At 61.8% G+C, this 22,677-nt stretch carries 22 protein-coding genes and 1 tRNA gene; 13 read left to right on the plus strand and 10 right to left on the minus strand.

Annotated elements, in window-relative coordinates; genetic code table 11:
- The first annotated feature begins 122 nt into the window (after positions 1 to 122).
- Positions 123 to 302: a hypothetical protein gene (locus BB934_RS08385; protein WP_099509220.1), complete on the plus strand. Its 180-nt coding sequence runs from the start codon at positions 123 to 125 to the stop codon at positions 300 to 302.
- 101 nt (positions 303 to 403) lie between these two features.
- Here the strand turns inward: BB934_RS08385 and BB934_RS08390 are convergent, their stop codons facing one another.
- Both BB934_RS08390 and BB934_RS08395 read right to left on the minus strand, forming a co-directional pair.
- Entirely contained in the window at positions 404 to 1,648 is a 1,245-nt protein-coding gene (locus tag BB934_RS08390) for a class I SAM-dependent methyltransferase (RefSeq protein WP_099509221.1), read from the minus strand.
- A 176-nt stretch (positions 1,649 to 1,824) separates the two neighbouring features.
- Positions 1,825 to 2,592, minus strand: a complete 768-nt coding sequence (locus BB934_RS08395) for a TylF/MycF/NovP-related O-methyltransferase (protein ID WP_099509222.1) — start codon at positions 2,590 to 2,592, stop codon at positions 1,825 to 1,827.
- Between the two features lie 661 nt (positions 2,593 to 3,253).
- Here BB934_RS08395 and BB934_RS08400 point away from each other — a divergent pair.
- The 7 genes from BB934_RS08400 to BB934_RS08430 all read left to right on the plus strand — a co-directional run bounded on the left by BB934_RS08400 (position 3,254) and on the right by BB934_RS08430 (position 7,947).
- Entirely contained in the window at positions 3,254 to 3,385 is a 132-nt protein-coding gene (locus BB934_RS08400) for a WGR domain-containing protein (protein ID WP_237050301.1), read from the plus strand.
- Positions 3,386 to 3,448: 63 nt separating this feature from the next.
- Positions 3,449 to 3,769, plus strand: a complete 321-nt coding sequence (locus BB934_RS08405; RefSeq protein WP_099509224.1) for a hypothetical protein — start codon at positions 3,449 to 3,451, stop codon at positions 3,767 to 3,769.
- Positions 3,736 to 4,128, plus strand: coding sequence for a hypothetical protein (locus BB934_RS08410; protein ID WP_157934088.1), 393 nt, complete (start codon positions 3,736 to 3,738; stop codon positions 4,126 to 4,128). Before BB934_RS08405 ends, BB934_RS08410 begins: the two co-directional genes overlap by 34 nt.
- 668 nt (positions 4,129 to 4,796) lie before the next feature.
- Positions 4,797 to 5,093, plus strand: coding sequence for a hypothetical protein (locus BB934_RS48685; protein WP_175608882.1), 297 nt, complete (start codon positions 4,797 to 4,799; stop codon positions 5,091 to 5,093).
- A gap of 59 nt (positions 5,094 to 5,152) precedes the next feature.
- On the plus strand, positions 5,153 to 6,484 hold the full coding sequence (locus BB934_RS08420; RefSeq protein WP_099509226.1) for a hypothetical protein: 1,332 nt from the start codon (positions 5,153 to 5,155) through the stop codon (positions 6,482 to 6,484).
- Positions 6,485 to 7,034: 550 nt separating this feature from the next.
- A complete protein-coding gene (locus BB934_RS08425; RefSeq protein ID WP_099509227.1) occupies positions 7,035 to 7,280 on the plus strand; it encodes a hypothetical protein in 246 nt (81 codons plus the stop codon).
- A 415-nt stretch (positions 7,281 to 7,695) separates the two neighbouring features.
- A complete protein-coding gene (locus BB934_RS08430) occupies positions 7,696 to 7,947 on the plus strand; it encodes a hypothetical protein (protein ID WP_099509228.1) in 252 nt (83 codons plus the stop codon).
- A 146-nt stretch (positions 7,948 to 8,093) separates the two neighbouring features.
- On the opposite strand, the gene BB934_RS50870 is transcribed toward BB934_RS08430, so the two are convergent.
- Positions 8,094 to 8,756, minus strand: coding sequence for a TIGR02391 family protein (locus BB934_RS50870; protein WP_099509229.1), 663 nt, complete (start codon positions 8,754 to 8,756; stop codon positions 8,094 to 8,096).
- 249 nt (positions 8,757 to 9,005) lie between these two features.
- Here BB934_RS50870 and BB934_RS08440 point away from each other — a divergent pair, with 249 nt between their 5' ends.
- Positions 9,006 to 10,238 carry an AlbA family DNA-binding domain-containing protein gene (locus BB934_RS08440; RefSeq protein WP_157934089.1) on the plus strand — a complete coding sequence of 411 codons (1,233 nt, stop codon included), beginning with the start codon at positions 9,006 to 9,008 and terminating at the stop codon, positions 10,236 to 10,238.
- 54 nt (positions 10,239 to 10,292) lie between these two features.
- Here the strand turns inward: BB934_RS08440 and BB934_RS08445 are convergent, their stop codons facing one another.
- A complete protein-coding gene (locus tag BB934_RS08445) occupies positions 10,293 to 10,634 on the minus strand; it encodes a helix-turn-helix domain-containing protein (RefSeq protein ID WP_099509231.1) in 342 nt (113 codons plus the stop codon).
- Positions 10,635 to 10,929: 295 nt separating this feature from the next.
- Positions 10,930 to 11,005, minus strand: a tRNA-Glu gene (locus tag BB934_RS08450).
- Positions 11,006 to 11,099: 94 nt separating this feature from the next.
- Here BB934_RS08450 and BB934_RS08455 point away from each other — a divergent pair.
- Together BB934_RS08455 and rpoH are read left to right on the plus strand one after the other, a co-directional pair.
- Positions 11,100 to 12,098 carry an RluA family pseudouridine synthase gene (locus BB934_RS08455; protein ID WP_099509232.1) on the plus strand — a complete coding sequence of 333 codons (999 nt, stop codon included), beginning with the start codon at positions 11,100 to 11,102 and terminating at the stop codon, positions 12,096 to 12,098.
- Positions 12,099 to 12,286: 188 nt separating this feature from the next.
- Positions 12,287 to 13,177, plus strand: coding sequence for an RNA polymerase sigma factor RpoH (gene rpoH, locus BB934_RS08460; RefSeq protein WP_099509233.1), 891 nt, complete (start codon positions 12,287 to 12,289; stop codon positions 13,175 to 13,177).
- A 132-nt stretch (positions 13,178 to 13,309) separates the two neighbouring features.
- On the opposite strand, the gene BB934_RS08465 is transcribed toward rpoH, so the two are convergent.
- Positions 13,310 to 14,503: a histidine kinase gene (locus BB934_RS08465; protein WP_099509234.1), complete on the minus strand. Its 1,194-nt coding sequence runs from the start codon at positions 14,501 to 14,503 to the stop codon at positions 13,310 to 13,312.
- 34 nt (positions 14,504 to 14,537) lie between these two features.
- Entirely contained in the window at positions 14,538 to 15,830 is a 1,293-nt protein-coding gene (locus BB934_RS08470) for an adenylosuccinate synthase (protein WP_099509235.1), read from the minus strand.
- Positions 15,831 to 17,483: 1,653 nt separating this feature from the next.
- On the opposite strand from BB934_RS08470, the gene rnk reads away from it, so the two are divergent.
- The gene (gene rnk, locus BB934_RS08475; RefSeq protein ID WP_099509236.1) at positions 17,484 to 17,912 is read left to right on the plus strand and encodes a nucleoside diphosphate kinase regulator; all 429 of its coding nucleotides are present in this window, start codon (positions 17,484 to 17,486) and stop codon (positions 17,910 to 17,912) included.
- An 80-nt stretch (positions 17,913 to 17,992) separates the two neighbouring features.
- On the opposite strand, the gene BB934_RS08480 is transcribed toward rnk, so the two are convergent.
- Positions 17,993 to 18,856, minus strand: a complete 864-nt coding sequence (locus BB934_RS08480; protein ID WP_099509237.1) for a type 1 glutamine amidotransferase — start codon at positions 18,854 to 18,856, stop codon at positions 17,993 to 17,995.
- Positions 18,857 to 19,045: 189 nt separating this feature from the next.
- Here BB934_RS08480 and BB934_RS08485 point away from each other — a divergent pair, with 189 nt between their 5' ends.
- Positions 19,046 to 19,951: a DMT family transporter gene (locus BB934_RS08485; RefSeq protein ID WP_099509238.1), complete on the plus strand. Its 906-nt coding sequence runs from the start codon at positions 19,046 to 19,048 to the stop codon at positions 19,949 to 19,951.
- A 176-nt stretch (positions 19,952 to 20,127) separates the two neighbouring features.
- Here the strand turns inward: BB934_RS08485 and purU are convergent, their stop codons facing one another.
- Both purU and serA read right to left on the minus strand, forming a co-directional pair.
- Complete coding sequence (gene purU, locus BB934_RS08490) at positions 20,128 to 21,000, minus strand: formyltetrahydrofolate deformylase (protein ID WP_099509239.1); 873 nt, start codon at positions 20,998 to 21,000, stop codon at positions 20,128 to 20,130.
- A gap of 23 nt (positions 21,001 to 21,023) precedes the next feature.
- Entirely contained in the window at positions 21,024 to 22,616 is a 1,593-nt protein-coding gene (gene serA / locus BB934_RS08495; protein ID WP_099509240.1) for a phosphoglycerate dehydrogenase, read from the minus strand.
- Positions 22,617 to 22,677: the final 61 nt, after the last annotated feature.

The raw sequence follows: 22,677 nt of genomic DNA on the forward strand, positions 1-22,677 counted from the left end.
CAATGGACAATCTCCGAGTGCTATTTCTTACAACTGCCATATGAGCTGCCTAACGCATCGCGTCGGACAGGCGGGTATCACTGGCTGGCCCTGCAGGTGTCGGCACCAAGGCCACGGGAACGGTGATCTGCAACCCTCCGCCCAACCTGCAGCCGAAGACGGCGCGCTCGTTCTTAGCTTCCGGCAACAGCGGCAAGCTCGCGAGCCTCGCGGCCGCCCCGAATGGCAACATCACCGTGGGATCTGTGGATGCGGCCGAAACGGTGGTCTGGCTGGACGGGATTTCCTTTGATGTCGCGTAAGGCGGAATCAGATCCCGATAAGGCTGCGATCCTTGAAGATGCAACGCCACTTACCTTTGACATAAGGCCCGCAGGTTCAAATGGCCGGCGAGCTCGCAAGTCTAGCTTAAGCTCTTAACCGCATTCAGGTCTGGCGTTGTATCGCTTTGGAAGCAGAAGAAGCAACGGCGGATTGCTTCATTGTAAAGCACCATTGAGGCCACATCCGAACTGACAATCTCGATTGTTCGCTTGAATCCGACTAACAAAATGAGGTCGAGGATTGCCCTATAGGTGGGTTGTAGCTCAAAGACGGTGTCGCCTTCGATGCCGGTCGCTTTGAGAGGCTTGTAGGTCGAGAAGAAGCCGGAGAACACGTCCTTGTGGCAGATTGTGTCCACAACACACAGCTCGCGGGTCATGGAGTGACACATCTCCATGACCTCGTAGGGTGTGGAGAGGTGGTACATTACGCCGAGGTTGAGGATGATGTCGAACTTCTCCGCCCTCAGATCCTTGAGATTGCCTTTGCGGAACTCGACGTTGTCGTAGCTGAGTTGGCTCTTGAGATATTCAGCCTGCTCGATGTTGCGATCAAAGATATCGATGCCGACTACGTGCTTGACACCGATGGATGCCATGTCGAAGGAAAAGATCCCGCAATTGCAGCCAATATCCAAGACAGTCATTTCCCGCAGCGTGTCGCCGTAGAGATTTTTGATCGTCTGTGTGATCAGATCCGAGCGAAAGTCGTGCATCTGTTCGGAAGCTGATGTGTAGATGTAGTCGAAGTCGCTGGTTTTGCAGTCCTTGAAGTCGAAATGATACATCCAAGGAGCCAGCGCTTTGACGTGAGCTGCATCGCCCTTTGAGGTGAGCGCCCGCTTGAAGTCGAAATACTTGCGGAAGTTTCTCTTAATGCGCAGTTCGGTGAGGACTTCCGGCAGTTGTATCCCAGCCTGTTCGGAGTGGAGTTTGAAGCGGGCCATCTCAGGATCAACATTGCCCTGCCCAGCCATTCGGTTGGTCAAGGTGAACGCATCGTCGGCGTCATAGCTGTTTCGCAGATCCAGTTCGCGTCGAGCGGCACCAGGAACAAGCGGAAGTTCAAGGGTCCCATCTGCGATCACGGCCAGCTTCTCGGGCTGAAAGTTGCCACTGACCGGTGGAAGGGCAAAATAGAAGCCAGCCCCTTCAATGCCGTGGGCTTCAAATACATCAGGTCGCTGATGACCTGTGAGCGTCGAGCCGACTTCCTGCCCGTCGTACAGAAGCGATACCTTGATAGGCCGGAAGTGTCCTTTCTCGATAACCCAGCCCCTCACAAAGGATCGCGAGCAGGCTTCAACGTATCCCTCTAAGTCCACTGGCGTCCTCCAGTCTGTGCATATGTGCCGAACGAGTTCTGCGGTTTTACTTCTTGCAAGCCACTTTTCGACCGCCGAGATGAGGTGCTCGCGCTGATCGCCGCCGGCACAATCACGATAACAGTGGCAATCGACACAGCGTCCGCCGGTCTTCGTGCTGCCGGATACGGGCGGGGCTAGACCTTGACCGCCATGCGGACCGCGTAGCTGACGCGGTTGAGCAGCAAGGACGGATGCTTGGAAAAGTATTCATCAACGGCTTTACGGGAACCCTCCCAATGTCCGTAGTCGTCAATAATCAGGATGCCGCCACGAACAAGGCGCGGGTAGAGCACCTCTAGTTCCATTTTTGTGGACTCGTACCAGTCGGTATCGAGCCGGAGAATAGAAATTTTCTCGGGAATGTGAGTCTGAAGCGTTTGGAGAACATCGCCTTTGATGAGGCGCACCTGATCTTCCGAGAACCCGTTGGAAGCGAAGGTGTTGCGCACGTCGGCGAGGTCTGCGTAGCACCAACGTCCATCGTCCCCGAACTGCTCCATGTACCCTTTGGCCGTGTTCCCACCCATGTCTATATCTGCTGCGGTTGGAGCGGTCATGCCCTCATAGGTGTCATAGAGCCAGAACCGCCGAGGCTTTGGCTTTCTAAATAGGCTGCCCTTGGGCTTATCCAAATTCCGAAGGGTGAGGGCCGCAAGAAGAGAGCTTCCGCCGCGCCAGACCCCGCACTCTACGAAGTCGCCCGGGAGTTGGCGCTCGGCAACATACTTCGACGCCTGATATAGAGAGAACATGACCTCCTTAGAGGTCATAGTAAAAGGCCGAGCCTTTCCGAATACTTCCAAGAACATTGGGTCTCGGTCGATGTCCCCAATTGGATGATCAACGATCTCCTCCGAATGTTTGGAGGACAGAACGATAGGGCGCTTTGAGGTTTCAGTCATACCGGGCTCTTACCTCAGGTTACACTAGGCATACAAGCTTAACGATACGTCCTGGACGCCCCACGTGATACACTCCGCGACGAGCTTCGAGGGGACGGTGCTTGAACTGGAAGGTAGGATCGATCGGCTTCAACATGAACGGCCCGCATCAATGCCGCCGAGGGGGGCTATGAGCAGGTCTCTGTAAGTTACGCCTAAGGCTACATCCCGAACGGCACCAGCTTTCACACCATATAGGCAGGAGATTTTGGTTCACTCCGACCGTCCCCGACCTCCTCACGTTGCCGGCGCACCTTATCTAGATCGTTCATCGGCCCTGTTCGTGCTCGCACCTGCCCGTCGATCAACCTCGGCCGCCATAGCTGACCAGAACCGGAATCCCTGCTCGCTTCCTCTCGCACGGCAATAAAAGGCCTGCTGCCTCGCGCGGGCGTATGCCGCCCCTCCCCTCATAAGTGATCAGGCACACGGCCTCGTACTTGACAGCTGTAAGACCGGCTTGAGGCTGCTGCTTGGTACGGCGGACAAGGGCGTTGCGGATGAATCCGATAAAGCGCTTCATGACAGCCAGTATGGCGATGTGGAGAAGCGGGTCAATTGAGGGTTAGCCCGTCGAATCCTCAACCAAGTCGAGCGGAACCTCTTCGGGACCGTGCGCTTGGTGCGCAACTGGGGCCGGATCGGAACGAATGGACAGGAGTTCGTCGAGACCTTCGCGAGCGAGGAGGAGGGCGGCCGGGCGCTCGAGGCGGTCGCCCGGGCCAAGCGCCGGCGCGGGTATCGGGATCTCTAATCACCCCTAGCGCAAGTGGGCCTCGCCGGATTATTCTCCCGCCAAGGTAGGGCGGGCAGAGACATGAACAACGACAACAGCGGTGCAATCGTCTTTCTGCTCGCGGCGATCCTTTGCGTCCTGCTCTTTGGCTCCGGCGCAGTCCTGTCCGGCCTCGGATGGGGTGTAGGCATCGTGGGCGTACTTGCCATCGGCTTCTTCATCCTCGCGGGCATCGCGCGCTTCTTCGGCGCGATGCGCGATGAAATGGCGGCGTCCCGCGCTAGGCGCGAGCCGTGGCTCTGGCTGTTCGTGGTGTGGCCCGCCTCCCGGTGCTTCTCGTCGTCCTCGGCCTCGGGGCGTTGCGCTGGATGGATGGCGGCATCCGCTTTGTGCCTGCCGTGACCAGCGTTCCGTACTGGTGGGCACCCGGGGCAATGTTTATTGCGGGATTGGTGATCGCGGCCCTAGAGAAAGCGCATGAGTGGGTGCCCAAGGTGCCCGGAGTCATTGCGGCGCTACTCCTAGAGGTGCCCGTCGAATTGTTGCGAAGGTGGCTGTTCCTCACCGTCGCGCCAGTCGCCGGTCCCATTGGGCGCTACCAGTCAATCCGCACACAGCGTGCGCAGGGTGAGCCGGTCGGCGTGGTTTCAGCGGGGTTCTCGATCCTCGGCACGTTCTTGGTGTGCCTCCTGTTCTGGATCCCCTTCGTCCTCGTACCGCTTGCAATCGGCACGGCCGAGACCATTAACTATTTCCGGTAAGATCGCTCACGCGAATGCCGCTCCGCAATTTCGCATAACGCCCAGTATGGAACGCTCAAGGCGAGCGTCTTAGAGCAGAACTTGCATTAGGATCGCACAAATCACGCCAGTAAGTGTCAGAACGAGGGCCAAGATGGTGGCAGCCTGGTTCTCGAACCGGTCGAGCTCAACCTGACTGTCTTTAATTCCGATACGACGTTCAGCGTCAGGAACACCCATTCAGCCACCCCAACTTGGATCCATAGGCGACATACAAACGTCGCAGTAACTCGTAGGATCCAGCCCACCATGGCGAGAACGAACCTGAGTGAGGGCTGGTCCCCAATCAGCACCGCGCCGCGGGATGGCACGCCTGTGATCCTCTGGTTGACCGAGGACGAGACCCCGCCTGTTCTCCCGCTGTCCGTGGGGAGTTGGACCAAAAATCCTCAGGCAGGGATCGGCTACTGGCGCCTCTTGGGTGATCCCCCACGCTTTTGCTCCGACCGGCAGATCCGGGCGTGGAAACCGCTGCTGCATGGGAGATAACCTGATCCAGGTCCGACATGTACCTACCTTCCCGGGAGTACCCCCGGCAGACAACCCCGAGCGAATATGGCTGAGAGGCGAGATTAAAGCTCGAGCTCCTTCGTTTACGGGTCAGGGAAATTCTCTGATAGGAGGAATTGATGCATTCCTGGCGAAGCGTGCTTGTCGCTGCCACCGTCTTCGGTGCCATGACCGCCTCGTATGCTGTGCCCGCCCAAGCTATGGGGTGGTTTAACCACGGGTGGGCGAACTCCGGTGGCGGTAAGCCCGGGGGCGGCAATGGTGGTGGTCCGAGCCATGGCGGAGGCGGTGGTGGTAGTGTCGGCGGCAACAAGGGCGCCCCTGGCCCGATTGCCGGGGCTGGTCTGCCGTTCCTGCTTCTGGCTGGCGGCTATGTGCTGGTGCGGCGCTACCGCAACCGCAGCAAGGCCGAATAAGCTGTCACATGCTAATTGATGGGCGGCCCCCGCACCCTGCACCAGCAGATGTGGAGGCCATGATCACCGATAAGCAGGGCACAACTGCGGTTGTCTCCCGCAATGAGCTGTTCGCCGGACTAGTCGTGGTCGGCTTTGCCAATGGGATCAGCGAAAGAGTCGGCAACGCGGTGGCAAACACCGGGGTTGCTGCGGCGCTGGTGAATACCTTCGACATTAGCATCATTGTCTGGGTTGCCTGGGTCCTCAGCCTCGCCTTCCTGCTGCGTGGTCCCATGCAGCCGGTGAGCCGTTCGGATCGGCTTGTGGCCGCTGGCGCTCTCCTGGCCTTCCTGGTGCCAGTCGTTCCACTGAGCTGGCTGGCCCTTGCTGGTATGGCCATCCACCTGCTGCGGACATCGTCACGCTCGAGTCTCCTTCATCGGGGCACCTGGATTCTCCTCGCCCTGACAGTCCCGATGTTCTGGAGCCGCCTGCTGTTTGCGGCCTTAAGCGGGTCCATCCTGCAGGCTGATGCCGCCCTGGTGGGATGGCTGGTGGGAACGCCTCGTCTCGGCAATGCGATCCAGTTCGTCGATGGTTCAGGCTACCTCTGGATTGCTCCGGGTTGCTCGTCGTTGGCCAACGTGTCGCTGGCGATCCTGTGTTGGGTAACAGTTGCCAAGGTCTCTGATCGGCACGGCTCGCTGCGGGATCTCGGGTGGGTGGCACTTGCATGCATGGCGGTGGTTGTCATCAACGTGACCCGGATCAGTCTGTTAGGGCTCTATCCTGAACATTTCGACCTGATCCACGGCGCGGTTGGGGCAACAGTGGCCAGTTGGCTGATCCTTGGGGCAACCGTGGCGATCTGCCTGTTCGGAGCTAGGCGTGATGTTGCTGCGCGGGCTTCCTTCCCGTCTGACGTGACCATCCGGCCTTCGCTTGGCATTGGTTTCAGTTTGTTGCTGGCAGCGACGGTGTTCCTTAAGCTTCCAGGCCTCACACTTCTCACACCTGCTGCGCCTGAAGTTCCAGTGTTCCCGGGTGGGGTTACAGAGCTGTTGGAGCAACGAGGCTTCGAAGTCAGACGGATAACCCCTGCCGAAGACTTGGCCTGGGTGTATGGGACTGCTGAAGGTTGTCAGGTGCGGGTCACGGAAGTAGCCCCTCAAGGATGGCAGCGATCCCTGCTGGCCCAGTTGGCCGGGGAGCAACGTCTTGTCTTCCTGTTTGGTGGAGAAACTTATTCTGAACAGCCGGTGTTGAAGACACGGGCTGACTTCTACTGGGGCAAGCTAAATCGCTATTTTGGACGGAGTGTCCCAGGCCGTCCTGTTCTTGCTGCAATCGTCACCTCAGCCTGTGAGAATCCGCCACTGCACGAGTTGGCCGACTTGTCGAGCCGGTGAAGCCGATGCCCATGAATTTCGCATAAGCCCCAGTATGGAATGGTTCGGGGCGTGGGCCAATTTTCCTGAAAATCTAAGTCGAAAAAAAGAAAGCACCCACTCTTTCGAGGGGTACTCTGAGGTCCGACCCGTAGGGGCAAAATAAAAGGCCGGTATCAACATATACCTTACAAATATGTGTCTCGATTAAGGCCGCATCTAGACAGTCGCTTTATTGTTGTGGCAACCCCGATTATTTTCTTAAGCTCTACCTGAAGGTGACGTGTCAAATTACGGCTTCCAAGAGGCAAAACAAAGCTGATTGAACAATCATCTATCAAGATGAAGAACGCCTTATTTCGAAGATGTGCTAAAATTATTTGTAGTATTTTGACGTATTTGCTCCTGCTATAGGCATACGTACTTATTGTAGATATCAAGGAGGTTTCTTATACAGGAGCATCAGTAGGGGCAATACGGACCGAAAAGCCGCGAACACAGTCAAAGGCTGGGCGCGGATCCTTTCCATAAACGCTAGGCTACGAACGTGACCTGATCAGGGATCGCATCCATGACCATCAGTCAGGCGCAATTGCGCACGCTCAATCTTCTGGACAAAAAGCCCGCCTGCCGCGTCTACCGATCTGACAGAGCTGATGATTACAGCTGGATGCATGATGATACTCATGTCCGGCTCACCGCAACACTGCATAGGCTGTTCAGCAGCGGATATGCCATGCTCAGCCCCGATAACCGGAATGTGGCAGTCCTGACCGAGAAGGGCCGTGACGTGGTCGCTGTGCGGGGCGGCTGTTAGCTCGCCATTTCGCATAAGCGACGGTATGGAACACGCTGGATCCCACGAGAGCGCCGGTGCAGCAGGTCTGGAACAAACAAATCATTGGCGCATGACAGCAAGGCGGATGGACGCTTTTCCCGCTAATACCCGTCCCGGCGCGTAGGGGCAATTGCGGGCTGAGGGTCGCGAACATGGTCATAAGACCGGGCGCGGCCCTTTTTATTGCCTCGCGCGTGAAAACTGGCCTTCGTAATTCGCATAACCTCCAGTATGGAACGCGAGGCAAGTTTAGAAGCATTTGCCGTAGTCGGAGGAGCATTATCCTTCGGGATAGCCGCCTCCTCTGAGTAGACAGCGTTCTATCCTTTTCAACCGGCTGCTTTGGTAATGGGCATGCTAGCCTTGCAGTTGCTTACCTCAAGGGGAGGCGGCAATGCTCTCAACGCACACCGAGCGCTTTGTTGTGTTCCAGGTTCAGAATGAGTGGTTGGTCACATACGGGGATCACACCCAGATGGCGTATCCCACGCGTGAGGAAGCTGAAGATTCAGCCTTCAATGCCGCAGATGCCTTGGCCTCTCAAGGCCGCGCCGTTTCTGTGCTCATCATGCCGGATGGACCGGATACCAATGAGCAATCCCCTATGGTCTTGTCAGGGCGTATCCCTCAAGCCAAACCGAACTAGAGTTCTTCATCCGCTCCGGTTTCACGGAGAAGGCCGCCATAGCGGCTAATGAAGGCGGCGAAAGCGGCCCCAAGGAGACGCCTGACGCCTTCACAAGGCCGTCCGGCAGGCGCCCATGGCGGCCTGGAACATAGTTCTGGGCCACCTCAAAAAACCCAACGATCCCCACCAGCAGCACGAGGATGGGGAGGCGGTGTTTCGGGTAGCCGAGGCAGAACGTGGCTCCAATGGCGGCAAAGGCTGTAAACCGCTCCAGACTGACCGGTGCCGCAGAGCGCTCCCCCGGGGTCCTTCGCCTGGAAGGCAGCTGTCACCATGGGGCGCCCATGCTCGTGAGCGCCTAGTCTAGCGGCATCCCTGATGGCAATCTCGAGTTGTTTAAAAGCCTCGAATACTGCGGCCTCATAGTGGCCGGCATTGAAGATATCCAGGCAGGTTTGGCGGATCGCTGGGTGAAGGAGGATATCGGGTAGGATCTCGCGGAGCCGCATGCGGTCGAGTGTTCCACGGGTAAAAGCTCGCCCTTCTCTCGATAGAGCAATGAATCCATGCGAGCTCTGCGACATATCCCGAACGACAAGAAGTGACCGCCTCGCCCATGCAAGAGCCTCCGAGACGATGAGTACGAGCCCGGGTGGCCTTTGGGTACGAGCTCCATAAAGCTCAAGGATTCGATCAGGCAATCCGTCTTCGTATAGCGACCCATTTCTCTCAAGGATTTGAAGGTAGAGGACCAACTCTGCGCCGAGATCCTCGGGCTGTGCCTGTAAAAGATCTTCAAGTGTCGGGAAGCGGTCGAGGATAGCCATGAGACCGTCTAGCAGGCTTGGCAGGCGCGCGAAAGCCGCCGAGCAATTCGCATAATCCTCAGTATGGAATGGTTCCCCTCACTCGACTGAAGGAAATCGGATGCTAGGACAACGACGGGAACCCGCTGTTGCCGAGCCTATTCAACTCGTGTGACATTGCGGGCCCCCAAGCCCATCCCCTCTAAGGTACCTATGTCCATTCTCCGGAAATCAATCGATTCGATCCTAGTGAGCGACCTAGAGGCCCTGGTGGACGCCGAAGCCCGTGAGACCAACGAACTCGAGTTCAAAGGAACGCTTCCCTTCAAGCCGGAGAAGGGACAGCCACAGACAGCGGATCGCTGGATCGAGAAGGGCGACAGGATCGGCCCTTATGCCCGGGACCAGATCCTTGCGGAAGTTGTGGCCTTCGCGAATGCCGAGGGCGGCACTCTTGTCCTTGGACTTCATGAGACCCGTGATCATCCCCGACGTGCAGAGCGGCTTGAACCCTTGCCGAAGTGCGAGGACCTGGCGCGGCGCCTCATCGACGCAACAGAAGACACGATTGAGCCTCGGCTGGCGATGGTCGAGGCCAAGGCTCTCCCCGTCGACGACGCTGGAGCAGGATATGTCGTCATGCGTGTCGGTAAATCCCTTATGGCACCGCACCGACTAACATCTACCAGGGACTTTTATATTCGGCGAGGAGAGCGGGCGGCTGTGATGGACGTGCGGGAGATTAGAGACCTAACACTCAGCCTGGCGCGGACAGGAGATCGTATCGAGCAGGTGTTTCAGGGGCGACAGAAGGACATGCGCTCCACCTATGGGACCCTAAAGTCCCTAGATCAGGAAGGTAACATTCACCCCCTCATCATGCGAGCGACAGCCCTTCCGACGACGCCGCATACGATCGCCGCTGTCACCTCACGACAGGATCTCTGGTGGCAAGGCCGTGGGTTCTCAATAAAGGTCGGAGAGCAACAATACTCGTGCGAGTATCCTGCTCGGAAATTTAGCGACCTTCCTAAGATCCACCTCCGGTCACTTCAGTCATCTCCACCAGATGGGCTGGTGGGCGTTTCAAGACTCTTGACCGGAGATGCACTGATTGAATTTCGCTTGGCCCATAAGAGACGGCAATCCAAGGATAATACAAGCCAACGCTATTCAGAGATTTACGCAACCTGGATCATCGGCCTTGTAGCCGGAGCGCTTTCCCAAGTTGATCGGCTCCGGTCCAGGCTGGCATGGGATGCAGTAGAGTTCGGGTTGGAATTTGAGATGCTCACCGCGAAACCGGCAGTTCTCCAATGGGCTGACGATTGGGATTTTGGCGATGAAATGAGCAGTGGAAGCGTTACCTTGCCCCGCTACTCGGTCGGCCCACGATCTGAATTCAACGATCTGGTTCGCACCATCATGCAGGATCTCTCCAACGCCGCCGGCGTTCCATGGGACTATCCCTGCGAACTTCCATGGCAGGAGCTTCTCACCTAATTGAGATTGAGGGCCGGGAGAATGCGGGATGCACATTATTCGGCAATTCAGTTACTAACTGACCTCTTGTGGCGCCAAGGAGATGCGCTGGGCCTCCTCTCTATCACCGAGGGTCTCCTCGACAATCCTCGGATTCCGATCCAGCAGCGCCAGTAGAATGCGGGCTGGTCCCTGCGGCGAGCGGCGTCCCTGCTCCCAGTTGCGGATCGTGCCTACCGATACCCCGATGCGGCGGGCAAAGGCCGCCTGCGAGAGGCCGGCCTTGTGCCGGATGGCCGCTGCGTCAATGCTGTCAGAGATCTCGATGCCGACGCCGAGGCTCTGGCCATCGTCCGAAAACGCGAGAATATCACCCAGACTGGCGATCAGCTGGTTGAAGTCGTCATCGCCGCCCATGCCTTTCCTCCGTACTCAAAGAGTTATGCCTGCGCCTAGTACGCTAGTGACATACCTTCAGGGCCGGGCGGCACGGCGTTTACGCGCCTAGATCCCACTTAGGAAGATCCCGTTGGACAATGTGATAAGGCTGGCTCACAGGAACCGAACTGATGCAGTAGGTCGAACTCTCACCGCAGTCTTAGCCCGCAAATGGAAGGCCTGAAACAGGGCTGGACGCCCCTGCATTCTCGACAAAATCTAGGACAAAAACACAAAAGCCCCGCATCCGGCGGGGCTAAGTCCTTGAAACCTTTGGCGCTCCCTAGGGGACTCGAACCCCTGTTTTCGCCGTGAGAGGGCGACGTCCTAGACCGCTAGACGAAGGGAGCTAGCAAGGTGGAGGCCGCTCGTATAACCACCCTTCTGATTTGCTTCAAGCCCTTTTGCTGAAAAAAGCGAAGGGCCAGATGGAACGAGGATACGGTGAACGAGGCGACCCGACTGGAATGGCACTTGGACGACACCCTGGGGGCCGAGCGGCTCGACCGGGTGCTGGCGCGGCTGCAGGGCGATCTGTCGCGCAGCCGCCTGCAGGCCCTGATCCGGGACGGCCAGGTGGCCGTCGACGGCGTGCCGGTGCTCGACCCGAACCGCAAGGTCGCAGGCGGAGCGCGGATCGCGCTGACGGTGCCGCCGGCGGTCCCGGCGGAGCCCGCCGGCGAAGCGATGGAACTCGTCATCGTCTACGAGGACGAGGACCTGATCGTGATCGACAAGCCGCCCGGGCTTGTCGTCCATCCCGCCGCCGGCCACGATTCCGGCACGCTGGTCAATGCGCTGATCGCCCATTGCGGGGAGAGCCTCTCCGGCATCGGCGGCGTGAAGCGACCGGGCATTGTGCATCGGCTCGACAAGGACACCTCGGGCCTGCTCGTGGTGGCCAAGAACGACCTCGCCCATCAGGCGCTCGCGGCGCAATTCGCCGATCACGGCCGCACCGGGCCGCTGGAGCGCTCCTACCTGGCGATCCTCTGGGGCGTGCCCGAGCGGCGGCGCGGAACGGTGGAGGCAGCGCTCGCCCGCTCCACGCATAACCGCGAGAAGATCGTCGTGGTCGGCGGGGAGCGCGGGCGCTACGCCATCACCCATTACGAGGTCGCGGAGAACCTGCCCCCTGCCCTGCCGATCGCGAGCCTCGTGCGCTGCGAGCTGGAAACGGGGCGCACGCATCAGATCCGGGTGCACATGGCGCATATCGGCCATCCGCTGCTTGGCGACGCCACCTACGGCTCCGGCTTCAAGACCAAGGCGAACCGTCTTGGCGAACCGCAGCGGGAGGCCCTGACCGCTCTGAACCGGCAAGCGCTGCACGCTGCGATCCTCGGCTTCGAGCATCCGCGCAGCGGCGAATTTTTACGTTTCGAGAGCGATCTTCCCGCCGATATGGCCGCGCTTCTGCTGGCGTTGAGGCAACCGATTTAGCGTCAATCGGCCGCAAAATGCGGCCACGCTGGCACCCTCGCGAGTCTGGAGCGTTCACTACGTCTTGAAGCCTGATGCCTCTATTCGGACAAGGTTGAACCGCTTATATTGACACGTTCGGCGGCCGGCCATGGAGGGGGGTCGCCACAGGCTTGCCTCACTGTGAGGGAGCCAAAGGAGGAGAAGACATGGCTGCAGCGCTTCCGGTGCTTGCCAATGAAGGAGGCCTTTCGCGCTATCTCGACGAGATCCGTCGCTTCCCCATGCTCGAGCCGCATGAGGAATACATGCTCGCCAAAAGCTGGCGCGAGCATGGAGATCGCGAGGCCGCTCACAAGCTCGTCACGTCCCACCTGCGCCTGGTCGCCAAGATCGCCATGGGCTATCGCGGCTACGGCCTGCCGATCGGCGAGGTGGTGTCAGAAGGCAATGTCGGCCTGATGCAGGCCGTCAAGCGCTTCGAGCCCGACAAGGGCTTCCGCCTCGCCACTTATGCCATGTGGTGGATCAAGGCGGCGATTCAAGAATACATCCTGCGATCCTGGTCCCTCGTGAAGATGGGCACCACCGCGAACCAGAAGAAGCTGTTCTTCAACCTGCGCAAGGCCAAGGGCCGCATCTCCGCCTTCGAGGAAGGCGACTTGCACCCTGACCACGTCAAGCAGATCGCCACCCAGCTCGGTGTGACCGAGCAGGATGTGGTGGACATGAACCGCAGGCTTGGCGGTGATTCATCGCTCAATTCGCCACTGCGCGATGAAGGCGAAGGCGGTGGCGAATGGCAGGACTGGCTCGTCGACCATGGCCAGAGCCAGGAACAGGTGCTCGTCGAGGAGGAGGAAGGCCAGAACAGGCTGAAGGCTCTTCGCGGCGCGCTCTCCGTGCTCAACCCGCGCGAGCGCCGCATCTTCGAGGCTAGGCGTCTCTCGGACGACCCGATCACCCTGGAGGAGCTCTCCACCGAGTTCGGCGTCTCCCGCGAGCGCGTCCGCCAGATCGAGGTTCGCGCCTTCGAGAAGATCCAAGAGGCGGTCAAAAAGAACCTGACCCAGATCGAGACGACCTCGGCCGAGGCTTAGAGCATCGGACCCAAAAGTGGACGCCGCTTTGGGGTTGATCCGATGCTCAACCCTGAAGTATCCCATCAGCATTGAAACCATGAAAAAAGCCGCGCTTCCGCGCGGCTTTTTGCTGTGAGATCCGGGCTTAGCCTATTGCCACTGGCTGAAGGCGTCGTTGAGGATCTGATTGCCGGAGGCGCCCTTCTCGAAGCTCAGGATGGCGCGCTGGCCCGAGGCCATGCGCACAGGCAGGTCGATCCAGTTGCGGCGCACGAACAATTGGGTGTTGCGCGCCACGTCGACCTGCAGGTTGGACAGGCCGATCAGGAACAGGTTCTCGCGCACCGGCACGGGGAGCCCGGCCACCGGCGTGCCGCGGGCCGCTTCCTCGTCCTTGAACTGCAGGAGGCCCACATCGCGGATGACGCGGGTCAGGTCGCCCTCGCGGGTGGTGAAGGTGAGCTCCACCGTATGCGAGGCCGGCAGGGTCGTGTCGAGGTTGCGCCGCAGGACCATCCGCATGTTCAGCCCCGCATCAGGGATCTCGATCGTCGCTGTGACGGCCCGCTCGAGCGGCTGGCCCTGACCGGGATTGACGTCTTCGAGGCGCCAGGTCACGCGTCCGACCTGGGCCTTCGGCGTCTGCGGATTGGCGGGATCCTCCTCGTAGAAGACGGCCCGCTGAACCGCTGCAACCTCCTGACGGGGAGCGGGAGTCGCTGCCGGCGCCGACGGAGCCTGCCCTCCTCCGACCCTCTCGTTGATCTTGGAATCGACGGGCGGCGCCTGCGGCGCCTCGGCAACGGGCGTTTCCGGCGCCAGATCCTCGGGCCTGTCGCGCCACAGGAAGGCGAAGGCGGCGATGGCGGCGATCACCAGCGCGAGGACCGATCCGAAGATGATCGTCCGCGTCCGCCCCTTGCTCTGCATGGCCGGATGAGGCCGGCTGTCGACCTTCGGCCGGGCGACGGCGGGCTCGGCGTAGGCGGCGGCGTCCTCCGCCTCCTCCTCGGCTGCCGCCTGCGGCGCCGGGGCGCGCAGGCCGTGAGCCGGTGTCGCGGCGCGCGATCCTCCGGCTCCCAGGTGATCGCCGGCATCGGCGGCTGGGCCATCACCCGCATCGGCCCCGCCCGCCGCCGCATAATCGGCCTCGACGCGGGTGATCGCCTCGTCGAGGGAGCGGCCTTCCTGCTGGATCTCCGCCTCGCTTAAGGGCGGGTTGAGGTTGCGCAGCTGCGCGATCAGTGCCGTACGGGCACGCTCGTACACCGCGTGCCGCTGGTCGCGGGATTGCTCGGGCAGGCCTTCGACGGCCCGCGCGATGAGAGGGTAATAATCTGCCATTTCTCCCTGGGAATGACCCGCTGCGGCTCCGCCGTCAACCCTCAAAGGGGTTCTTCATCAGGATTGTGTCGTCACGCTCCGGCGAGGTGGAGAGCACGGCGACGGGCGCCCCGATCAGCTCCTCGACCCGGCGGACATATTTGATCGCCTGCGCCGGCAGGTCCGCCCAGGACCGTGCACCCGCTGTCGAGCCGCTCCAGCCTTCGATTTCCTCGTAGATCGGCTCGACCCGCGCCTGCGCTCCCTGGCTTGCCGGGAAGTAGTCGATGGTCTCGCCGTCGAGCCTGTAGCCGACGCCGATCTTGATGGTCTCGAAGCCGTCGAGGATGTCGAGCTTGGTCAGCGCGATGCCGTCGATGCCGGAGGTGCTCACGGTCTGTCGCACCAGGGTGGCATCGAACCAGCCGCAGCGGCGCTTGCGGCCCGTGACCACGCCGAATTCCTTGCCCTTCTGGCCGATCAGCTCGCCGGTCTCGTCGAACAGCTCGGTCGGGAACGGTCCCTCGCCGACGCGGGTCGTGTAGGCCTTGGCGATGCCGAGCACGTAGCCCACAGCGCCGGGGCCAAGGCCCGAACCGGTGGCAGCCTGTCCAGCCACGGTGTTGGAGGAGGTGACGAAGGGATAGGTGCCGTGATCCACATCGAGCAGCGCGCCCTGCGCGCCCTCGAACAGAATGCGCTTGCCGGCGCGGCGCTCGTCGTCGAGCAGGCGCCACACGGCGTCCATGTAGGGCAGCACCTTTGGCGCGACCGAGGCGAGCTCCTCGTAGATCGCCTCGGGCTTGAACTCCTCGAGCCCAAAGCCGCGGCGCAGGGCATTGTGATGCGTCAGCAGCCGGTCGATCTTTTCGGGGAGGCTGCTGAGGTCGGCGAGATCCATGAGACGGATCGCACGGCGGCCTGCCTTGTCCTCGTAGGCCGGACCGATGCCGCGCTTGGTGGTGCCGATTTTCGTGCCGGCGCTGCCGCTTTCACGCAGGGCATCGAGCTCTCGGTGAATGGAGAGGATCAGCGTGGCGTTCTCGGCGACGCGCAGGTTCTCGCGGGTGATCGAGACCCCCTGCTCGGCGAGGCGCGCCACTTCGCCGGCGAGCGCATGCGGATCGAGCACGACGCCGTTGCCGATGACGGAGAGCTTGTTCGGACGCACGACGCCGGAGGGCAGCAGCGACAGCTTGTAGACCTTGTCGCCGATCACGAGGGTATGGCCGGCATTGTGCCCGCCCTGGAACCGCACGACCACGTCCGCCTGTTCGGACAGCCAGTCGACGATCTTGCCCTTGCCTTCGTCGCCCCATTGGGCGCCCACGACAACCACGTTCGCCATCGCTCAAGCCTCACATAAAAAAACCCCGGCGCAAGGCCAGGGTTGGGTAAAAACCTTGCAAACCCTCATGGTGGATCGCGCGCGTCAGGTCAAGGCGGAATGAGCCTCGATCCCGAGATCATATCGGCCCCGATGGGCGGGAATATGGTTTCCATCGGATGGAAAGCAGAGGGCGCGATACCGCTCGCCGATCCGAGATCGGGCGCAGGATGGCGCGCTCCTCCCTCTCCGCAAGAGGGAGGGATCGAAGGTGAGGGTGCGCCCGCGACGAGGAAGCACCACGGCCTGCCGAAAGCCGAACCGATGGCTTCGCCTCATCCGGCACTGGCCTGCCCTCACCCCAACCCTCTCCCACCCGGGAGAGGGAGCCCCGCGCGCCTCTGCCCTTCTCGTGCTGATCTCTCAGGCTCCTCGCCGTCATCCCCGGACTTGATCCGGGGATCCACGTCTTGACAGCGCAGAGGGTCGCAAGACGTGGGTGGCCGGATCGAGTCCAGCCATGACGGCGAGGGGAGTGGCGATCTTCGATGTCAAAGAGCGATGTCAAACAGCCAGCACCATGGGGCCCGGAGCCGTTTGGCTCCGAGCCTTTTGGTGCGATCGAGGGTGGCGCGAAGGGCGGCCCGGCTCGATGATGCATGGTGATGATGGAAGAGCCGGGAGGCCGCTTCGCGCACGGCTTTTTTAGGCGGACAGGCGGTGCCGGTTCGGTGACTGCGCCAGGCGGGAACCGCAACGTCAGCGGGGGCCTGGGACCAATCCCTATTCAGCGGCACGCAGCCTGGGCCTCCCGTCGACAGGGGTGCGAGACCTGTCACGGGACCGTGCCTGCTCCCACACTGCGACGCCTCGCGAGCGCGCCCCTCGTCAGGAGCAGATCCTGCGCAAGGGTATAGCTAAGATTGGGAATGATGTCAAGAACAAAGTGAGAACATAACGTTGCCCGCGCTCTTCCGCTCACCCCCTCCTGTCACCCTCCCACGTCATGGCCGGCCTCGTGCCGGCCATCCCGAACGGTGAGGCGCGGCGCCTTTCGCATCGAGATCCCCGGGACAAGCCCGGGGATGACGTGAGAGGATGAGGCGAACCGTCAGTGTCAGTCCCGGCCGGAGATGGCGCGGCCATCGGAGGGGAAGGGAATCTGGCGCCGCAGCGGCTGTGAGTGGATCCCCTTCCCGGCCTTACGGCCGCCGGGGATGACATGAGAGAGAGGCTTTGCCGTCATTTGACAAACTTGGCGGGGTGTAGGAGCCTTAAGTCCATCATGTTGAGCCTTTTCCGATACCGTCGAGGCCTGCACCGAGCAGGCAACCTCATCGCGGGCAATTAGCCCCGAGCTCAACGCGCGTCCGCGCTCCGAGCTCGGGGCGCTCCAACACCTCTGAACCACTGGACATCTTGTGAGGGCAGTGCCGGCTCGTCCGACGCGTGCTTATCGTCTCTGCAAGCTTGCGCATCGTGCGGGCCCGAAGGGCCGCGCGACCCGTCCGCGGACCAGACCAGCAAGGCTCTCCGCCTCCGAAGGACGCGCCCCCCCGATGCGGTGAGGCCGGACTGCTTCGATCCACCCCACAGACCACCGGAATCCGATGACGATCCAGGTCCCGATGCAGCGTCCCACGCTGCGATATTTTTGAGAACAGGAGACATCGAATGGCCAAGAGAACAGCCGGCCCAGCGAAGCCACGGATCACCCTGACCGCGGCCGATCACGAGAAGCTTTCGGCTCTGGCCGAAGCCGCCCTGCACACGATGCCGGACGTGGCGCGCGAGCTCGCCGAGGAACTCGACCGGGCTCACATCCTGCCTGGAGGGAAGCAGCGCGCGGATGCCGTCCATATGGGCTGCGATGTCGATTTCCGCGACGACACGACCGGACGCGTGCAGACGGTCACGCTGGTTTATCCGCACGAAGCCGACATTGCGAAGGGAAGGATCTCGGTGCTGACGCCGATCGGAACCGCTCTCATCGGGCTCCCCCTCGGACAATCGATCGGGTGGATGACGCGCACGGGTGAATCGAAGCGCCTGACCGTCCTGCAGGTGAGCAGGCCCAAGGTGGAGGAACGGGCGCCTGCCTGAGCGGGCTCGCCGCGCGTAACACCCGCGATCTCCCCTCTCCCGGGTGGGAGCGGGAGAAGGCGGTGAAGCACCGCTTTACCTCAAGCCCGTCCGCGCGCGCTCTTTTGCGTCTTCACCCGGTGCTCGACGAAGTTGCGGATTTCGCGGGTGCGGCGCTGGGGGTCGAGGATTTCCGCGTCGATGCCGTGCCGCCAGGCGAGATCGAAGCGCGACGGATCCTTGCTGAGAGCGGCGAAGTCCTGCGCATAGGCGATGGCATCCTCGGCCGAGCGGCAGAAGCCCTCGCGCACGAGGATGTCGGTGCGGCGTTTCAGGATGATCGCGAGTTCGCCCAGGGAGAATTCCGGATGATATTGCACGCCCCAGAACACGCCGCCGCTGTTGCGGATCTCGGCCGCCTGGACCGGCGAGACCGCATTGCCGGCCAGCACCGTGCAATCGCCCGGCAGAGTCGTTACCGCATCGAGGTGGATGGCGGGCGCGTCATAGGCGGCCGGGCGGCCGTCGAGCATCGGATGCGCCTGCCCTGCCTCCGTCCGAGTCAGCTTTCGCGCGATGCCAACTTCCCGCCCGAGCGGATTCGGCCGCACGTCGCCGTCCGCGGCAACCGCGGCCATCTGCAGCCCCCAGCAGGAGCCGAACGACGGGGTCTGCGAGGCATAGACCGCCCGCATCAGGTCGATCTGGCGCAGGATGTCCGGGGTGCGGTCGTAGATGTTGAGATGCGAGCCGGTGAGCACGATGCCGTCATAGGATTCGAGCCCCGCCGCATCCGGCAGGTTCGCACCCTCGTCCGCCGGAAGGGCGATGTCGCACACGGCGTCCCGCTCGATGGCCTGAATCACCTCCGCATAGGATTCCGAAGGCGTGAGTCCATAGGCTTCCCTGTGGGCCAGCCTTGCGCCCCGCGTATTGCCCTCGACCACCAGAAACCGTAAGCCCATGCGTCCACCCGCTCCGTTCGGTGCCGGTTTAGCCAAACGGCGCGCGGCGGCAAGTGCAATTGTATCGGACCCGAACGTGGAACCCGCTTTTGGGGTCAATCCGATACAATCTTCGTAACGTGAGCGCATCGTTCATCGCGCAAAAGTGGTCCCAATTTTGCGCACGAGGCGCTAGAAGGTCCGGCCCCGATGAAAATCCTGCATTCGCTCTGGAAGGGACTGTGGGGGCAAGCCTATCTGCTGCTGGTTCTGACTACCCTCATGTGGGCCGGCAACGGGATCGCCGGGCGGCTCGCCGTGGACCAGGTCTCGCCCATGGTGCTCACCTGCCTGCGCTGGGTGATCGTGGTGGCGATCCTGACGCCGCTGGTCGGCCGCCAGGTCGTGGCGGAATGGCCGCAGCTCAAGGAACGCTGGCTGTTCACGACCCTCATGGGCATCTTCGGGCTCACCGCCTTCAATGCGCTGTTCTATGCCGCCGCCCACCACACGAGCGCGATCAACATCACTCTTTTCCAGGGTTCGATCCCGGTCTTCGTGCTTGTCGCGATGGTGCTATTCTTCCGCGCCCGCGTGATCCCGCTGCAGATCATCGGCATGATCGTGACCCTCATCGGTGTGATGATCGTGTCCGTGAAGGCGGATTGGCAGATCCTGAAGACTCTCGCCCTCAATATCGGTGACGTGTGGATGCTGATCGCCTGCGTGTTCTATTCGATCTACACCCTCGGCCTGCGCTACCGCCCGGCCGTTCCGAGCCTCGTGTTCTTCGCCGCCATCGCGGTCGTGGCCTTCGCCAGCTCCCTGCCTCTGGTCGGGATGGAGCTCGTTCAGGGCACGGCGCAGTTCCCGACCCCGAAGGGCTGGCTCATCCTGCTCTATGTCGCGCTCATGCCCTCGCTGCTCTCGCAGATCTTCTTCATCCGCGGCGTCGAGCTGATCGGCCCGGCGCGGGCCGGGCTCTTCGTCAATCTCGTGCCGGTCTTCGGTGCGCTGCTCGCAGTGATGCTGCTCGGCGAGCCCTTCGCCCTCTACCACGCCATCGGCCTTGCCCTCGTGCTCGGCGGCATCTGGCTGTCGGAGAGGAAGCGGTAGCCGCGATGCTCGACGTACGTCAAACCCTCCACTGTCATCCCCGCGCAGGCGGGGATCCATAACCACGACATCGGAAAGAAATTCGCTCCGGACAACGCAGCGGCTCATACTGCATTGTCAGCGTTTATGGATTCCGGGCTCGCCTATGGCGCCCCGGAATGACAGTGGTGTTTCCGCTAATCCGCGAACACCACCGTCTTGCGCCCGTTGAGCAGGATGCGGTCTTCCAGGTGGTAGCGCACGGCGCGGGCCAGCACGCGGCGCTCGATGTCGCGGCCCTTGCGCACGAGATCCTCCGCCGAGTCGCGATGGGTGATCGATTCCACGTCCTGTGCGACGATCGGGCCCTCGTCGAGATCGGAGGTCACGTAATGTGCCGTCGCGCCGATCAGCTTCACCCCGCGGGCATGGGCCTGGTGATAGGGCTTGGCGCCCTTGAAGCTGGGAAGGAAGGAGTGGTGGATGTTGATGCAGCGCCCGGTAAGCTTCGCGGCGAGACCGTCAGACAGAACCTGCATGTAGCGCGCGAGCACCACGAGATCGGTCTTGGAATCGCGGATGATTTCCCAGACTCTCGTCTCCTGCTCCATCTTCGTGTCCTTGGTGACCGGAAGATAGTGGAACGGAATGTCGCCGAGGCCCACATGGGGGTAGGTTTCGGCCGGATGGTTGGCGATCACGCCCGCGGGCTCGAAGTCGAGCTCGCCGATGCGCCAGCGATAGAGCAGGTCCGCAAGGCAATGGTCGAATTTCGACACCAGCAGCATGACGCGCCGCTTCTGGCTCGGATCGCGCAGGGTCCAGCTCATGCCGAGGCGCTCCGCCAGGGGCGTGAAGCCGCTCTTCAGCGCATCGAGATCGCTCTTGCCGGAGACCGGATCGAACACGACACGCATGAAGAACCGGTCGGTCTGCGTGTCGTCGTATTGCTGGGCGTCGAGAATGTTGAGGCCCGCATCCGACAGGTGCCCCGCCACGGCAGCGACGATACCGGGACGGTTCGCGCAGGCGAGCGTCAGGACGAAGCGTTGCGACGGTGACGAAGCCATGATCGGGTCCTCGAGTTCTCGTTTTAGAATCGCACCGCGCGGGCGCGCTTGACCTGCGGGATCTCCTCGATCATGCGCAGGAGCTCGTCGGAGACCGGCTGGTCGACCGAGACGAAGCAGATGGCATCGCCGCCGGGCTTGTCGCGGCCGAGCGCGAAGGTCGCGACGTTGACGCCGGATTCGCCGAGCAGCGTGCCGAAGCGGCCGATGAAGCCGGGCTTGTCGTCGTTGCGCACATAGATCATGTGCGGCGCGAACTCGGCATCGACCGCGATGTCGCGGATCTCGATGACCCGCGGCTTGCCGTCCTGGAACACGGTGCCGCCGGCATGGCGCGCCATGTCCTCCGCATCGACGACGATGCGCACGAAGCTCTCGTAGTCGCGCGCCGCATTCTCGCGCTTGACCTCTTCCACCGTGATGCCGCGGTCGCGCGCCACCAGCGGAGCCGACACCATGTTGATGTCCTGCAGGAACGGGCGCAGCACGCCGGTCACCGCGGCGGAGGTGAGCGCGCGGGTGTTCATCTCTGCGACCGCGCCCTCGTATTCGATGCGGATGCCCTTGATCGGCGCCTCCGTGAGCTGGCCGAGGAAGGAGCCGAGCTTTTCGGCGAGCGCGACGAAGGGCTTCAGGCGCGGCGCCTCTTCCGCGGTGATCGACGGGAAGTTCACCGCATTCTGGATCGCGCCCTGGAGCAGGTAGTCCGACATCTGCTCGGCCACCTGCAGCGCCACGTTCTCTTGCGCCTCCGAGGTGGCGGCCCCCAGATGCGGCGTGCAGACCACGTTGGGATGACCGAAGAGCGGATTACTGGTGGCAGGCTCCTCGACGAACACGTCGAAGGCGGCGCCCGCCACATGGCCGGAATCGAGGGCTGCGCGCAATGCCGCCTCGTCGACGAGGCCGCCGCGGGCGCAGTTGACGATGCGCACGCCCTTCTTCGTCTTGGCGATGTTCTCGGCCGAGAGCACGTTCTTCGTCTTCTCGGTCATCGGCACGTGCAGCGTGATGATGTCGGCGCGGCGCAGCAGCTCGTCGAGCTCCACCTTCTCGACGCCGAGCTCGATGGCGCGCTCCGGCGAGAGGAACGGATCGTAGGCGATCACCTTCATGCGCAGGCCGATGGCGCGGTCGGCGACGATGGAGCCGATATTGCCGCAGCCGATGACGCCGAGCACCTTGGCGGTGAGCTCGACGCCCATGAAGCGGTTCTTCTCCCACTTGCCGGCCTGTGTCGAGGCATCGGCCTGCGGGATCTGGCGCGCCAGCGCGAACATCATGGCGATCGCATGCTCGGCGGTGGTGATGGAATTGCCGAAGGGCGTGTTCATGACGATGACGCCCTTCGCCGTGGCGGCGGGAATCTCGACATTGTCGACGCCGATGCCGGCGCGGCCGATCACTTTCAGGTTCGTGGCCTGTTCGAGGATCTTCGCCGTCACCTTGGTGGCGGAGCGGATGGCAAGGCCGTCGTAGTTGCCGATGATCTGGCTAAGCTTGTCCTTGTCCTTGCCGAGGTCGGGCTGGAAATCGACCTCGATGCCGCGATCCTTGAAGATCTGCACGGCGGCGGGGGACAGAGCATCGGAAATGAGAACGCGGGGAGCGGGCATGGTGCACCTCTGAAAACCCTCTCCCCTCTGCGGGAGAGGGTGGCCTCGCTTAAGCGAGGTC

It is taken from the genome of Microvirga ossetica (genome assembly GCF_002741015.1).
Classification (GTDB): domain Bacteria; phylum Pseudomonadota; class Alphaproteobacteria; order Rhizobiales; family Beijerinckiaceae; genus Microvirga; species Microvirga ossetica.

Bases quoted from the DNA above. Each gene is read 5' to 3' on its own strand.
- BB934_RS50870 (WP_099509229.1), bottom strand. From the start codon at position 8,756: ATGGCTATCCTCGACCGCTTCCCGACACTTGAAGATCTTTTACAGGCA.
- BB934_RS08485 (WP_099509238.1), top strand. From the start codon at position 19,046: ATGAAAATCCTGCATTCGCTCTGGAAGGGACTGTGGGGGCAAGCCTAT.
- rpoH (WP_099509233.1), top strand. From the start codon at position 12,287: ATGGCTGCAGCGCTTCCGGTGCTTGCCAATGAAGGAGGCCTTTCGCGC.
- BB934_RS08480 (WP_099509237.1), bottom strand. From the start codon at position 18,856: ATGGGCTTACGGTTTCTGGTGGTCGAGGGCAATACGCGGGGCGCAAGG.
- BB934_RS08470 (WP_099509235.1), bottom strand. From the start codon at position 15,830: ATGGCGAACGTGGTTGTCGTGGGCGCCCAATGGGGCGACGAAGGCAAG.
- BB934_RS08405 (WP_099509224.1), top strand. From the start codon at position 3,449: ATGAACAACGACAACAGCGGTGCAATCGTCTTTCTGCTCGCGGCGATC.
- BB934_RS48685 (WP_175608882.1), top strand. From the start codon at position 4,797: ATGCATTCCTGGCGAAGCGTGCTTGTCGCTGCCACCGTCTTCGGTGCC.
- serA (WP_099509240.1), bottom strand. From the start codon at position 22,616: ATGCCCGCTCCCCGCGTTCTCATTTCCGATGCTCTGTCCCCCGCCGCC.
- BB934_RS08410 (WP_157934088.1), top strand. From the start codon at position 3,736: ATGGATGGCGGCATCCGCTTTGTGCCTGCCGTGACCAGCGTTCCGTAC.
- BB934_RS08430 (WP_099509228.1), top strand. From the start codon at position 7,696: ATGCTCTCAACGCACACCGAGCGCTTTGTTGTGTTCCAGGTTCAGAAT.
- BB934_RS08395 (WP_099509222.1), bottom strand. From the start codon at position 2,592: ATGACTGAAACCTCAAAGCGCCCTATCGTTCTGTCCTCCAAACATTCG.
- BB934_RS08425 (WP_099509227.1), top strand. From the start codon at position 7,035: ATGACCATCAGTCAGGCGCAATTGCGCACGCTCAATCTTCTGGACAAA.
- rnk (WP_099509236.1), top strand. From the start codon at position 17,484: ATGGCCAAGAGAACAGCCGGCCCAGCGAAGCCACGGATCACCCTGACC.
- BB934_RS08465 (WP_099509234.1), bottom strand. From the start codon at position 14,503: ATGGCAGATTATTACCCTCTCATCGCGCGGGCCGTCGAAGGCCTGCCC.
- BB934_RS08420 (WP_099509226.1), top strand. From the start codon at position 5,153: ATGATCACCGATAAGCAGGGCACAACTGCGGTTGTCTCCCGCAATGAG.
- BB934_RS08445 (WP_099509231.1), bottom strand. From the start codon at position 10,634: ATGGGCGGCGATGACGACTTCAACCAGCTGATCGCCAGTCTGGGTGAT.
- purU (WP_099509239.1), bottom strand. From the start codon at position 21,000: ATGGCTTCGTCACCGTCGCAACGCTTCGTCCTGACGCTCGCCTGCGCG.